Here is a 13,348-nt window from a genome sequence, read left to right as displayed (position 1 = left end):
CATCACCCGGCAGAATGTTCGTGTGCCCTCCGCAGCGAATCCACCGAAACCACGCGCCGTCGCCTGGCGATCCCTTCGCCTACTCACGCAGCGCGACCTGAAGGTCCGCTACGCGACCTCGCTGCTCGGCTACCTGTGGTCGATCCTCGATCCCCTGCTCATGAGCCTCATCTACTGGTTCATCTTCACCCAGATGCTCAAGCGGGGTCTCGGCGAGGATCCCTACATCGTCTTCCTCCTGTGCGCCATGCTCCCGTGGGTCTGGTTCAACGGGGCCATCTCGGATTCCACCCGGGCGTTCCTGCGCGACATCAAGCTCGTCCGTTCGGTGGCGCTCCCGCGATGGATCTGGGTGGGGCGCATCGTCTGCTCCAAGGGCGTCGAGTTCCTGCTCAGCCTGCCCGTATTGATCGTGTTCGCGGTGTTCTCGGGGGCGCACGTGGGGTGGCAGATCGTCCTCTTCCCGGTCGGTCTGCTGCTGCTCGGAGCGCTGATCCTCGGACTCGGACTGCTCATCGCGCCGCTGACCGTCTTCTTCCGCGACCTCGAGCGCGCGACCAAGCTGGTCCTGAGGCTCCTCTTCTACGCGTCCCCGATCATCTACGGCGCGAGCGATCTCCCCGAGGCGGTAAGCCCCCTCGCCTGGATCAACCCGCTCTCGGGAATCTTCTCCCTGTTCCGCGCCGGATTCTTCCCCGACCAGCTCGATTGGGCGCTCGTCGGAGTCTCCGTCGCCCTCACCGCGGTCGCCCTGATCGCCGGAATCCTCGTCTTCCGCCGCACCATCGGCGGCGTCCTGAAGGAGCTCTGACGTGACCGCCACGGACTCCCCCATCATCGTCGCGTCGAATCTCGGCGTCCGCTTCCGACGCAATCGCGGTGCCCGGCGCAGCTTCAAGGACCTCCTCTCCGGCGGTTCCCGCCGGAGCGCCCCGAGCGAGTTCTGGGCGCTGCGCGATGTCTCCTTCACCGTGCGCGCGGGCGAGGCGATCGGCGTCGTCGGCCGCAACGGCCAGGGGAAATCGACCCTGCTCAAGCTCGTCGCGGGCGTTCTCCTGCCCGACGAGGGACGCGTCACCGTGAACGGCGGAGTCGCACCCCTCATCGAGATCACCGGAGGGTTCGTCGGGGACCTCACCGTCCGCGACAACCTGCACCTGACCGCCGGCCTGCACGGGCTCAGCCGCAGCGAGATCGCGGACCGCTTCGACGACATCATCGATTTCGCCGGCGCCGCGGACGTGCTCGATACGCCCTACAAGCATCTGTCCAGCGGCATGCAGGTGCGCGTTGCGTTCTCGCTCATCTCGCAGCTCGACGAACCAGTGCTGCTCGTCGACGAGGTGCTCGCCGTCGGCGACCGCGCATTCCGCGAGAAGTGCTACCGACGCATCGACGCGCTGCTCGCCGAGGGGAAGACGCTCTTCCTCGTCTCGCACAGCGAACGGGATCTGCGCCGCTTCTGCTCGCGCGGGCTCTATCTCGACCGCGGCGCGCTCCGGCTCGACGGCCCGATCGACGAGGTCCTGAAGCGCTACAACGAGGATCATCCGGCATGATTCCGAGCGGAGGCGACGAGCGATCCACCAGCGAAGCGCGCACGGCGCGTGCGAGGATCGACGGGTGACTTCTCCCCGACTCGAGCTTCCCGCCCTGCCCGCGGTGAGCTTCATCATGCCCGTGCTCAACGAGGCCGAGTACCTCGAGCCCGCGGTGCGCACCGTGCTGGCGCAGGAGTATCCGGGCGAGAAGGAGATCATCCTCGCTCTGGGCCCGTCGACGGACGGGACGACGGAGATCGCCCGTCGACTCGCGGCCGAGGATCCTCGCGTGCGGCTCGTCGACAACCCCGATCGGGACATCCCCGTCGCGCTGAACCTCGCCATCGCTGCGAGCCGCCATCCGGTCGTGATCCGCGTGGACGCGCACTCCGAGCTCACGCCCGACTACGCCGCACGGGGCATCGAGTCCCTCCGCGAGCAGGACGCCGACAACGTCGGCGGCATCATGCGCGCAGCCGGCCGCGGCGCGGTGCAGAGCGCGATCGCCCGCGGCTACAACAGCCCATTCGGTCTCGGCGGAGGCGCCTACCACGGCGACGGGGTGCCCGGACCCGCCGAGTCCGCCTACCTCGGCGTGTTCCGGCGCGACGCCATCGAACGAGCGGGAGGCTTCGATCCGGGGATCCGCCGCGGCGAGGACTGGGAGCTGAACCTGCGGATCCGCCGGACCGGCGGTCGCATCTGGTTCGATCCGCGCCTGCAGGTGACCTACTGGCCGCGAGCGAGCTTCGACGCGCTCGCGCGGCAGTTCTTCGCGACCGGCGCCTGGCGCGCGGTGCTCGTCCGCAGGTACGGCAGGGCCAACCCGTGGCGCTTCTTCGTTCCCGGGGCCCTGGTGCTGGGAGTGACGGTGGATCTCGCCGTCCTCGTGCTCCAGTGCTGCGGGGTGCTCCCCTGGTGGTCGCTCTGGTCGGCGCTGCACCTCGGCACCCTGGGCTACCTCGCGGGAGTGCTGCTCGGCATCGCGCGCATGCCCGAGCAGCGCGGGATCCGCGATCGCATGCTCTCGTTCCGCACCCTGGTGACGATGCACTTCAGCTGGGGTGCCGGGTTCCTCAAGGGGATCCTGTTCGGCGGCGGCCGAACGGTTGACCGGTCGCGCACCGAATAGCCGCGGCGGGTCGTTCCGCCGACGTGTCCGGCCGGATCAGCCCAGCGCAGCCCGCTGGACGAGGGCGTCGACGACCCGCGCCGCCGCCGCTCCGTCGTCGTGCGGTACGAAGGTCGCGCACCAGTTCTCGTAGCGTTCGTCCACGCCCCGCACCCAGTCGGTGTCGGGGCCTTCGGCCTCGATCTCGCGGGCGCATTCTGCGACCTCGTCCCTCCGCGTGAGCAGCGGCCCCGGGGCCTGCGCCTCGAAGTCGAAGGTGAAGCCGCGCTCCCGGTCCCGGTAGGACGCGAGGTCCGGCACGAAGAACGCCATCGGAACCCGTGCGACGGCCGCGTCGAACATGAGCGACGAGTAGTCGGTGACCAGCAGGTCGGCGGCCAGCAGCACATCGTTGACGTCGGGGTGCCGCGAGACGTCGAGCACGCGGGGATGCTCGACCCCGTAGCGGCCGAAGCCGTGCGTCCGGGTGTGCCCCCGGGCGGCCACGATCCACCCCGTGCCGAGGTCGTCGGCCAGCGCGCGCACGTCCAGCTCGTCGACGAGCGCGGAGCCCGAGTCGCGCCAGGTCGGCGCGTAGACCAGCACGCGTACGCCCGCGTCGATGCCGAGCTCGCGGCGGGCCCGATCCACCGCCACCGGGATCCTCGCGCCACCCGCGACGGACGCGGCGAGCCGGTCGTCGCGCGGATAGCCCGATTCGAGGATCTCGCCGCGGAAGGCGTAGCTTTCGCGGAACTGCTCGGTCGAGTGCGGGTTCTGCGACAGCATCATGCTCCACCGGCGGCTTTCGCGCCGGATCGCGATGCGGGTACGGAGGGAGACGTTCGGGCGCCCGAGCGCGAGATGCTTCAGCATGGTGCCGTGCCAGGTCTGGAGCACGGTCTGATGGCGTCCGCGCCGGAACCGGAAGCGCAGCCAGTCGTTGACCACGAGCAGGCGCGAGCGACGGCGGGCGGCGAACCAGTCGGCGGATCCGACGAGGAGCGGCGTCGCTCCCGCGGGGACCGCCTGCCGTTCGCTCGTGACGCTCCAGTAGCGCGGCGCCTCCGGGAAGCGGATCGCGATCTCGCGGTCCAGAGCGAGCGGATTGCAGGTGACCTGACGGCCGTAGAAGCTCTCGAAGAACACCGCGCCGTCGGGGATCCGCTCGGCGTCGCTCGCCGAGAGCCGGAGTGCGGCGGCGAGCACCCGCGCTGCCGCGCCGCCCTCGGGGTGCGCGTGGAATCGTTCGGCGAGCGCGCGGCTCGCGGCGACCGCGCCGCGCCGCGCCGGGGCGTTCTCGGGAAGCACTTCGGCGAGCCGCTCGAGCGCCTCGCTCCAGCTCCGTTCGACGCGGCCGCTCGAGGTGACCTCGAGCGGCTCGTAGAGTCCGCGGGTCGCGGCGTACGCCTCCAGGTCCGGCGCGAACCAGACGATGGGGCGCGAGAGCAACGAGAAGTCGATCGCGATCGAGGAGTAGTCGGTGATGACCGCGTCGAAGGCGCCGAGGAGCGGCGTGATGTCGCGGACGCGATCCGCTCCGAGCTCGTGTATCCGCCCGCCCAGCGCATCGGCGTAGGCACCGGCGCCGAGGGGGTGTGAGCGGATCACGAGGCGCGCGCCGAGACGTTCGAGCGTCTGCCGGATCGCGGCGAGTTCCGAATCGTCGGGGATCGCGGGATCCGGTTCGCCGTCCCGCCAGGTCGGCGCGTAGAGCACCAACTGGCCGGAGAGGTCGGCGTCGACAGCGCCGTCGGCGTCGTTCTCTGCGCGCACGTCCCGCAGCAGGGCGAGCACCCGTGCTCGTGCGTCGGCCGCTGCCGCGGGGTTCCTGCGCTGCTCGGCGAGCGCGTCGTCCCGGGGATCGCCGAGCACCTGCACGCGGCCGGGATCGACGCGGAACGCCGAGCGGAGCCGTTCGGCGGATTCGATCGAGCCCGCGACGTAGATCGCCACCTGTTTCGCTCCCGCCTCGTACATGCGGCGGAGCAGGATCCGGACCGGCGCGGGTCCTCCGATCCTGGTCGTCACCGGCGAGTCGAGGTGGAGTCGCTTCAGCGGGGCGCCGTGCCAGAGCTGGATGATGCGTCCACCGAACACGCCGAATCGGTTGGCGTCGCCGAGCCCGTGGGTCACGACGATGCGGCCGGCACGGAGCGTGGCCCAGAATCCCCGGCGTCCTCGTCGAGGCACGGGCTGGAAGCCCTCGGCTTCGGCGAGCGCGGCTTCGGTGTCGTCGGCGACGAGCCAGACGATCCGCGCGGTCGGGTCGGTGCGTCGGAGTTCGCGGGCGAGCGCGAGTGCGCCCTCGCCGACGCCGATACCGCTGCCGAACACCCAGAGGGAGGCGATGCGCGGGATGAACCAGGAGAGCAGGAGCGAGCTCGCGTACTTGGGTATCGCGAGCATCTTCTCGAGGTTGCCCCTCGCGAAGCCGAATCCACCGCTGCTCATCTGCTCCACTCTAGCCGTCCGCTGCACCCGCGATCCTTCCGTGCGCCCGGTGCACACCGAAGGGGCGGTCGCTCGGTGCGACCGCCCCCTCGTTCGAGTCGGGTTCCGCGTGCACGGTGGCGGGCTCAGTACTTGAGCGTGCCGAGCGTCGCGGTGGTCTCCTCGGTCTTCCCGTTGCGGATGTACTCGAGCTTGACCTTGCTTCCGCCCTCGTGCATGCGGATCAGGCCGGACACGGAGGTTCCGGACGAGGCGGGGACGCCGCCGACGGAGGTGATGATGTCCCCGGCCTTGAGGCCGGCCTTGTCGGCCGCGCTGCCGCTTTCGACGGAGCGGACCAGCCCGCCGGCGTGGCTCGCGTCGCCAGAGGGGTCGGACACCGACGCTCCGAGCAGGCCGTGGCTCGGCTGCTTGCCGTCGATGAGCGCGTCGGCGACGCGGGTGACCAGGTTCGACGGGATGGCGAAGCCGAGGCCCACGCTGCCGGCGGTCTGCTGGTCGCTGCCGTTCGAGGCGATGGCCACGTTGATGCCGATCAGCTGTCCGTCTCCGTTCAGGAGCGCGCCGCCGGAGTTGCCGGGGTTGATCGAGGCGTCGGTCTGGATGACCGGGAGGGTCACCGTCCCGCCGGAGGACTGCTGCTGGCTCTGCTGCCCGCCGTTCGATCCGCCGTTGCTGCCGGACCCGCCGTTGCTGCCGCCCTGGCCCGGATCCTGGAATCGGAAGTCCCAGGGGAAACCGTTCCCGTCGTTCGATCCGCCGTTGCTGCCGGATCCGCCGTTGCTATCGGATCCGCCGCCCTGATCCGGGGACTGCGTGTTGTCGGGGATGAGCGGGCTGCCGACGGAGATGCCTCGGTTGAGCGCGCTGATCACGCCGCTGGTCACGGTGCTCGCGAGGTTCAGCGGGGCGCCGATCGCGACCGTCATGTCGCCGACGTTGAGCTTGTCGGAGTCGGCCACCTTGATCGGGGTCAGGTCGGTGGCTTCGACCTTCACGACCGCGAGGTCCGCGTAGGGATCGACGCCGACGGTCTTGCCCGCGAGGATCCGACCATCGCTGGTCATGACGCGGATCGTGGGGTTCTTGCCGGCCGCGCCGTCGAGCGTGACGACGTGCGCGTTCGTGATGATGTAGCCGTCGGCGCGGTAGACGACACCGGAACCGGATCCCTGCGAGGAACTGCCGGAGACTTCCAGCGTCACGACGCTCGGGGTCGCCACCGCGGCGACGCCGGAGACGTTGGTCGCGGTGCTCCCATTCTTGAGGGTGAGGGTTCCACCGTGGCTGCTCGTGCTGGCCGAGTCGTTCGAATTCGCTGCCACGACCGCTGCGGCTCCGCCGCCGACGAGACCGCCCACGAGCGCTCCAATCGCGAGCCCGGCGAGCAGTGCACCGCTGCGTCCGCGGCCCTGCTGGGGAGCGGCGACGGCCTGAGGCGCGGCATGCTGCCCGGATGCGTACTCGGGCGCCTGGCCGAAGGCTGCGCCGGGCTGCTGAGCGAACTCGTGCTGCCCTTCGGGCTGCGCGGCGTACGCGCCGGCTGCGCCCGGGTACGGAGCGGCGGCCGGCGCACCCTGCGGGTACGTCTGCGCCGCGGGGACGCCGTAGTGCTGGGCGACGGGCTGCTGAGGCAGGGTCTCGGGGAGCTGCACGGTCGGCTGGGTGGCCTGCGGGAGCGCCTGCTGCGGCTCGGCCGCGGGCACCTGCTCGACGGGCTGCGCCTGCTGCTCGGGTGCGGTCGGCTGCGCTGCCGTCGCCTCGTTCGGTGCGCCCGGTGCGGGCACCTGCGGCACGCTGCCCTGCGGTGTTTGCCCGGACGGAGTCTGTGCGGGCTCGTGTTCAGGAGTCGTACTCATTTGGGGGTTCCCTTCTCGATGCACCCAGACTGCCCACCAATCCTATGAAATTGACTTGTGCATGCTCCATAACCGCCCCGAACGGCTCGGCACCGGGCTCGGGCCGGATTCCAGGACCGGATTCCAGGACCGGAAATCCGGCCCTGACGGGCGCCGGGCGGAGCTTCCGCTCGCACCGGCGCCCGTCCGCACTGGCCTCGCTGGCCTCGCTCATCGGGTCTCGGGATCCGGACCGATTCCGGCCCGCGGGGCTCGACTCCGGAGCCACTCAGGGCGCTGTCGGACGCGCATCGCTCCTCCGCCGAACACCGCCGCGCCGGCGCACGGATCGCAGGATCAGGGTCGCCGCTCCCAGGATGAGCGCGGATCCGGCACCGGCAGCGGTCCAACTGGGAGCGGCGCCCGTACGCGGCAGCGCATCCGGTTGGACGACCGCCGGCGGCTCCTCGGCTTCCGTCCCGATGATCGTCCGTTCGGCTTCCAATCCGCATTCGCCGCGGTGCAGTTCGACGCGCGGGGCGCCCGGTTCATCGCCGGGAGCAGTGGCCGTCTCGACCCAGTACCCCGTGCCAGCGCTGCGGGCGCTGAGCTCCGGAGAGTCGAACCGTCCGGCTTCGGAGATCGAGATCGCGGCAGTACGGCCGACCGGCTGGGCGAGGCAGCGCGCCTCGGCGCTCAGCGTTTCGAGTTCGGAGGCAGTCCAGCGCAGGAGCGTCCCGTTCGCATCGCGCTTCGGTCGCCAGCTCTCATCGAACTTCGGTTCGCCTGCCTTCGGTTCCAGGTAGAACGTGAAGTCGATCTCGGTCCCCGCCGGCACGGTCCCTTCGACGATCGCCCGATCCCGGATTCCGTCGCCGACGAGCGCTCGCGCCTGCGCCTCGGTGCGGATGCTCGGGAGTGCGATCTCCGCGGTCTCGTCGGGGACCCCGTAGTCGTCGCACCAGTCTTCGAACGCGCCGACCGCGCGAGGGTCCTGATCCTCCTGCCGCAGGCACGCCTGCACGGTCACCCAGCCGCGGGTCCCGTGCGGGAGTTCCATGGGTCCGCTCTCGACCGTGCCCGGCCCGCCGACCTCGACGAGGGCAGTGGCGAGTTCCGGGGCGGCCGTCGGCGGCTCCGCCCGCCGCTCTGGGCGCTGCTCGCTCCCGTACGCGGTCAGGCGGATCCTCGCGGGAATCCGCTGTCCGGCATCGTCCCGCAACCAGACACCGTGCTGCAGCTCGACGGTTACCCGATCGCTGAACGTTCGCCGGTCCCAGCTCAGCCCGTCCGCCGAGATCCGGGTCCCCCAGCGCAGGGCCGTGGCCACGCGATGCTGTTCTTCGGGCATTCCGAACCGATCCTGGAACCGGTAGTCGGGGTCGATCAGCCCCACCGCCCTGACGTTCTCCGGCTGCCGCTCCCCTCGAATTCGCCAGACCCAGACGTAGTAGCCGGACTCGTCGGGCGCGGAGTCCGCAGAGGCCTCGTACTCCCCCGGGCCTCGCGAGGCGAGCAGTTCCGCTCGCGCCGCGACGGGCGCGCCATCGGGAACCCGTTCCGTTTCGGCGGGGGCCTGCGCGAAGGGCCCGTAGACCGTGCCCTCCGCACGAATCGGAGCGTGCTCGATCTCCCCCTTCCGCATGCGCCAGGGCCAGGGATTGCTCCCTTCGGCGACCCCGAGCGTCACGGTGTCCGCGAAGCGATCCCGGTCCCGGGTCAGGTCGATCTGCTGCACACGTGTCGTCAGCACCGGTTCGAAGCGTTCATCGTGCTCCAGCGACGCCGGCTCGAAGCGCCCGTCGGTTCGGGCTTCACCGGGCCCGATCCCGGCGCCGAGCCGCTGCTGAGCATCGACCGTCGGCGGGTGCAGGCGCAGCGAATCCGGCCACTGCCTGCTCGATCGCGTCCACGTGCCCTCTGCGGTGACGACCCGCTTGCGCTCCCACTCCTCGGCATGCAGGTCCACTCGCCAGGCGACCGTACCGGCAGCACCACCGGCAATCGCCTTCGTCGTCGAGCCGTCGCCGAATCGGGCGCCGGCAATGGTGACCGAGGTGGTCCCGCTCGGATACGCGAGCTCGCCGCTGCGGAATCCGTCGTCCGCGCGAAGAGTCAGGGCGCCAGGTGCCTCGACTCGCACCGGAACCGCATTGGCGACGGCCTCGCTCGCCAGCGCACGAGCTCGTTGGACGATATCCGCCGCACCGTGCGCTTCGGCCCAGGAGATGTGGTGCTGCATCCAAGCGTCGGTTCCCGGGTCCGGTCGGACCAACCACACCGCGAGCTGCACAGCGGCAGCGGCACGAGGCTCCCGGGTCCCTCCGTGCACCGACAGCAGGTAGTTCATCCGGCGGATGACCTCTCCTCCGGCGGCAGCGCTCGACACCGCGCCGGACCACCCGGTCGGATCGAACGAAGTCGTCCAGAAGCCAGGAAGCTCGGTGACGATCGCCGGTTCTCGTTGAGCCCCGGCCGGCATCCTGCCCCCGGGCTCCAAGCAGTACACGATCTCGCCGTTCGACGACCGGAAGTTTCCGAGCTCCCAACCCGCGATGGACACGACATCGGCGGTTTCCGCCGCCCTCGCCGCGGGAGCTCGGTCGATCGTCAGGAGCGTCAGGAGCAGCGCGAGCACGAGCGTCCCCACCGCCAGCACGGTGGCGGCCTTTCCCGGAAGAATCCGGCCGAGAACGGGAGCACAGATGCTCGGTGGCGGCACCGCGCGTATTCGGGGAGGCAATTGCATGGGTCTCCTTTCGCGGCGGAGGATCCGCCGGGCGACCAGGATGCGCAACGATCCGCTCCGCGAGGGCGCTATCCACACCAGCTCCGACACGCCCGGGATGCGACTTTTCGTGCCCCGACTTGCCCTTCGTGCAGTCCGGGGTTAAAGTTAATTCTTGTGCCGCGGGGTGGAGCAGTTCGGTAGCTCGCCGGGCTCATAACCCGGAGGTCGTAGGTTCAAATCCTGCCCCCGCAACCATGAGGAAGGCCCTGATCAGGTGTTTACACCAGATCAGGGCCTTCCGCCTTTTCCTGAGCTTCTTCTCGCACGTCGGATCACGTCGCGCAATCTGCGTTCTCCCCCGGACGAGCCCTCCTACTCACGCAGCCGCGCACACGGTTCGCTGAACGCGGCACGAGCGGGTCGCTGAAGAGCGCACCCGCGGCTCGCCGCCTCAGCAGCGATCGGGCTGTGCGTTTACGCACGGTGTGCGGGATCAGTGTGCAGGACCGAGCCGTCCTGAGACAGCGCCGCACATGCGAAGAGCGGTCGGCCCCGGAGAACCGGGGCCGACCGCTCTTCGCCTGTCAGCGCAGCAGAACTACTTCTTGGGTTCTGCTTTCAACGCAGCCTCGAGCGCCGCCTTGAGCTGCGCGTCGGCCTTGCCGTAGGCCGTCCAGTCACCGGCCTTCATCGCTGCATCGCGGTCCGCGATCGCCTGCTTCATCTGCGCCAGCGCGGACTGCAGAGCGGAGTCGCTCCCGCCGGTCGAACCGGACCCGCCCGAATCGGTTCCGCCCGAGGAACCGCCGGACGAGCTCCCACCCCCGTTGTCCACGGGGGTATCGCCGTCGCCTGCGCTCGCGCCCGAGTTGCCGCCGAAGAGGCTGTCGAGCGCGGCATCGAGCGTGTCCTCGAAGGCGATACGGTCGCCGAAGGAGACCAGGACCTTCTGCAGCGTCGGGAAGCTCGTTCCCGACGAGGCCTTCACATAGACCGGCTGCACGTAGAGGAGTCCCCCGCCCATCGGCAACGTCAGCAGGTTGCCGCTCAGGACCTGGCTCTCGCCCTGCCGCAGCAGGTTGAGCTGACTCGACACCCCGGAGTTGGTGGTGAAGCTGTTCTGCACCTGGCCGGGCCCGGGGATGGTGTCGCCCTTGGGCAGCGTGAGCAGCTTGAGCGTTCCGTACCCCTCGGCGATCTTGCCCGAGGTCGATCCCGCGTTGGCGTCGGCCGCGAGGTATCCGGTGAGGATCTCTCGCGAGTTCTCCTTGCGCGACTTCGGAATGTACGTCGAGTAGATCGAGTATGTCGGTGCCGCCTTCGCGCCCGCGGACAGCGTGAGGTAGTACGGAGGCTGCCTCGTCACCGAATCGGTCTCGGGCACCGCCGCGGCCGCGCCCGAGGTCGCGGTCGTCGCGGTGCGCTGCTGCTGAGCCGTCTTTGCCACCGGGTCGTCGGGGGTACGCCAGGCGTCCTCCGCCGAGTAGAACGCGCCGGGGTCGGTCACGTGGTACGTCGCGAGCATCTCGCGCTGCACCTTGAACATGTCGCTCGGGTAGCGCACGTGGCTGAGCAGGTCGCCGCTCATCTTCGACACACTGGTGAGGGTACCCGGGTAGACCTTGCCCCATGCCTGCAGCACGGGATCCTTGTCGTCCCACGCGTAGAGCTTGACCGAGCCGTCGTAGGCGTCGACCGTCGCCTTGACCGAGTTGCGGATGTAGTTGATCCGCTTTCCTACCTCATTCGCGTTCTGCGAGTGGACGTCGGACTTGAGGTTGGTCATGTCGGACATCTGCGAGTACGGGTAGTCCGCCGAGGTCGTGTACCCGTCGACGATCCAGACGACGCGTCCGTCCACTACGGACGCATAGGGCGCGGTGTCCAGGGTCAGATAGGGCGCGACCTTCTGGACTCGGGTCACGGGGTTGCGGTCGTACATGATCTGCGACCCATCGACCACGGAGCCGGAGAGCAGGATCTCCATGTCCTGGAACTTCAGCGCGTAGATGAGCCGCGTGAAGAGTCCGTCGAGCTTCGGGCCGCCATCGCCCGAGAAGGTCGTCAGGTTCTGGCCGCCCTTCTGCTCCTTCGCGTCGGCCGCCTTCGGATCACCGGTCTTGCCGCTCTCGGCCGACTCGGCGTTGCTCTCGGCGTCAGCCGGGTAGTCGACCTCGATCGGCTTGTCGTGCTTGCCGCCGACGATCGAGTAGGTCGGCGAGTTCTGCCCGAAGTACACGCGGGGCTCGAAGGTGCCGAGCTTGCCGCTGGTGGGGATGCCGCTCTCGAGGAACACCGGCTCACCGCTCGGGGAGCGCTGGTTGCCGTAGGCCGCGACGAGGCCGTAGCCGTGGGTGTACACGAGGCGTTGGTTGTACCAGCCCTGCTGATCCGACACGTCGATGTCGCGCACGGCCGAGACCGTGTCCTCCACCTTGCCGTCGATCGTGTATCGGTCGACGCTCAGCGGGTTCGGGAACTTGTAGTACTGCTTGCTCTGCTCGAGCTGCGCGAAGGTCGGCGACACGATGGCCGGATCGATGATGCGGATGTTCGAGGTCGCGACGGCGTCGTTGCGGAGCGCGCCGGCTTCGGCGGTGGTCTTCGCGTCGTAGTACTCGGTCTGCACCTTGTCGATGCCGTAGGCGGCACGGGTCGCTTCGATGTTCCGGCCGAGGTACTCGGCCTCCAGACGCTTCTCGTCGGGCTTGACCTGCAGCGTCTGCACGCCCCAGGGGTAGCCGACGCCGACCACCAGAGCGGTGACGACGAACAGCGCGGTGCCGATCACGGGCAGACGCCAGCGACCGGTGAACGCGGTGATGAGGAAGAGGATCGCGATGATGATCGCGATGCCGGCGAGGATCTGCTTGCCCGGGATGACCGCGAACACACCTGAGTAAGTCGCGCCCGTGAATCGGCCGCTGTCGTCGGTCAGCGTGCGGTACTGGTCGAGCCAGAGGCTGAGGCCCTGGAGCAGGAGGTACAGACCCGCCAGGATCGCGGACTGCACGCGGGTGGCCTTCGAGATACGGGTGTCGCGCCCGGAGAACGCGATGCCGCCGTAGAGGTAGCTCGTGACCGCACCCGCGATGAGGCAGATCAGCACGACCGCCGAGGCGAAACCGACGACTCCCTGCCAGACCGGCAGATCGAACATGAAGAAGGAGATGTCGATCCCGAACTCGGGATCCTTGGTGCCCACCGATGATGAGTTCAGCCAGAGCAGGACGCGCTCCCACGATGCTGCGGCGGTGGCACCGGCGAAGAGGCCGATGACTGCCGGAAGCACCCACTTGATCACCCGGCGCAGGGGCTCGACGAGTTCCTGATAGCGGTCGAGCTGCGCGGTGAGGCGCGCGTAGACCGGGCGCTTCCGGTAAGCGATGTCGATCGCGAAGAACACCGGGACGGCCATGCCGAGGAACCCGACGAGGAACATCGCGGCGGTGGCGATCCACTGAGTAGTGAACACCGAGAGGAAACCGAGCTGCTGGTACCAGAGCACCTCGGTGGTGACGGAGGCGACTGCGAGGAACGCCAGGATGAGGATGACGACGAGCGCGATGGTGATCGCGATCGGAGAAATACGGCGGCGCCCGGTCGTGTTCGGGGCTGTCTGATCGGTCACGTGTGATCTTCCGGTCGAAATCGGGCAGATGCTTGAATTCCG

At 69.3% G+C, this 13,348-nt stretch carries 7 protein-coding genes and 1 tRNA gene; 4 read left to right on the top strand and 4 right to left on the bottom strand.

Features of this window, described 5'->3' with window-relative positions; genetic code table 11:
* Positions 1 to 22 precede the first annotated feature (22 nt).
* The 3 genes from XM48_RS09885 (at position 23) to XM48_RS09875 (ending at position 2,673) form a co-directional block, all read left to right on the top strand.
* On the top strand, positions 23 to 811 hold the full coding sequence (locus tag XM48_RS09885; RefSeq protein WP_046455644.1) for an ABC transporter permease: 789 nt from the start codon (positions 23 to 25) through the stop codon (positions 809 to 811).
* Between the two features lies 1 nt (position 812).
* Positions 813 to 1,559, top strand: a complete 747-nt coding sequence (locus XM48_RS09880; RefSeq protein ID WP_046455643.1) for an ABC transporter ATP-binding protein — start codon at positions 813 to 815, stop codon at positions 1,557 to 1,559.
* A 64-nt stretch (positions 1,560 to 1,623) separates the two neighbouring features.
* The gene (locus XM48_RS09875) at positions 1,624 to 2,673 is read left to right on the top strand and encodes a glycosyltransferase family 2 protein (RefSeq protein WP_255350856.1); all 1,050 of its coding nucleotides are present in this window, start codon (positions 1,624 to 1,626) and stop codon (positions 2,671 to 2,673) included.
* 36 nt (positions 2,674 to 2,709) lie between these two features.
* On the opposite strand, the gene XM48_RS09870 is transcribed toward XM48_RS09875, so the two are convergent.
* The 3 genes from XM48_RS09870 to XM48_RS09860 all read right to left on the bottom strand — a co-directional run bounded on the left by XM48_RS09870 (position 2,710) and on the right by XM48_RS09860 (position 9,603).
* Positions 2,710 to 5,106, bottom strand: a complete 2,397-nt coding sequence (locus tag XM48_RS09870; RefSeq protein ID WP_046455676.1) for a CDP-glycerol glycerophosphotransferase family protein — start codon at positions 5,104 to 5,106, stop codon at positions 2,710 to 2,712.
* A gap of 125 nt (positions 5,107 to 5,231) precedes the next feature.
* Entirely contained in the window at positions 5,232 to 6,965 is a 1,734-nt protein-coding gene (locus tag XM48_RS09865) for a S1C family serine protease (protein ID WP_046455642.1), read from the bottom strand.
* 268 nt (positions 6,966 to 7,233) lie between these two features.
* Positions 7,234 to 9,603 (bottom strand): hypothetical protein, encoded by a 2,370-nt coding sequence (locus tag XM48_RS09860; RefSeq protein ID WP_156175008.1) that lies wholly within the window; start codon positions 9,601 to 9,603, stop codon positions 7,234 to 7,236.
* Positions 9,604 to 9,853: 250 nt separating this feature from the next.
* Here XM48_RS09860 and XM48_RS09855 point away from each other — a divergent pair.
* Positions 9,854 to 9,930 (top strand) — tRNA-Met (locus XM48_RS09855).
* A 343-nt stretch (positions 9,931 to 10,273) separates the two neighbouring features.
* Here the strand turns inward: XM48_RS09855 and XM48_RS09850 are convergent.
* Positions 10,274 to 13,306 carry a UPF0182 family protein gene (locus tag XM48_RS09850; protein ID WP_084821104.1) on the bottom strand — a complete coding sequence of 1,011 codons (3,033 nt, stop codon included), beginning with the start codon at positions 13,304 to 13,306 and terminating at the stop codon, positions 10,274 to 10,276.
* Between the last annotated feature and the right edge of the window lie 42 nt (positions 13,307 to 13,348).

The sequence above is a fragment of the Leucobacter sp. Ag1 genome (assembly GCF_000980875.1).
GTDB classification, from domain to species: Bacteria; Actinomycetota; Actinomycetes; order Actinomycetales; family Microbacteriaceae; genus Leucobacter; species Leucobacter iarius.
This window is presented reverse-complemented; position numbering and strand designations above follow the sequence as displayed.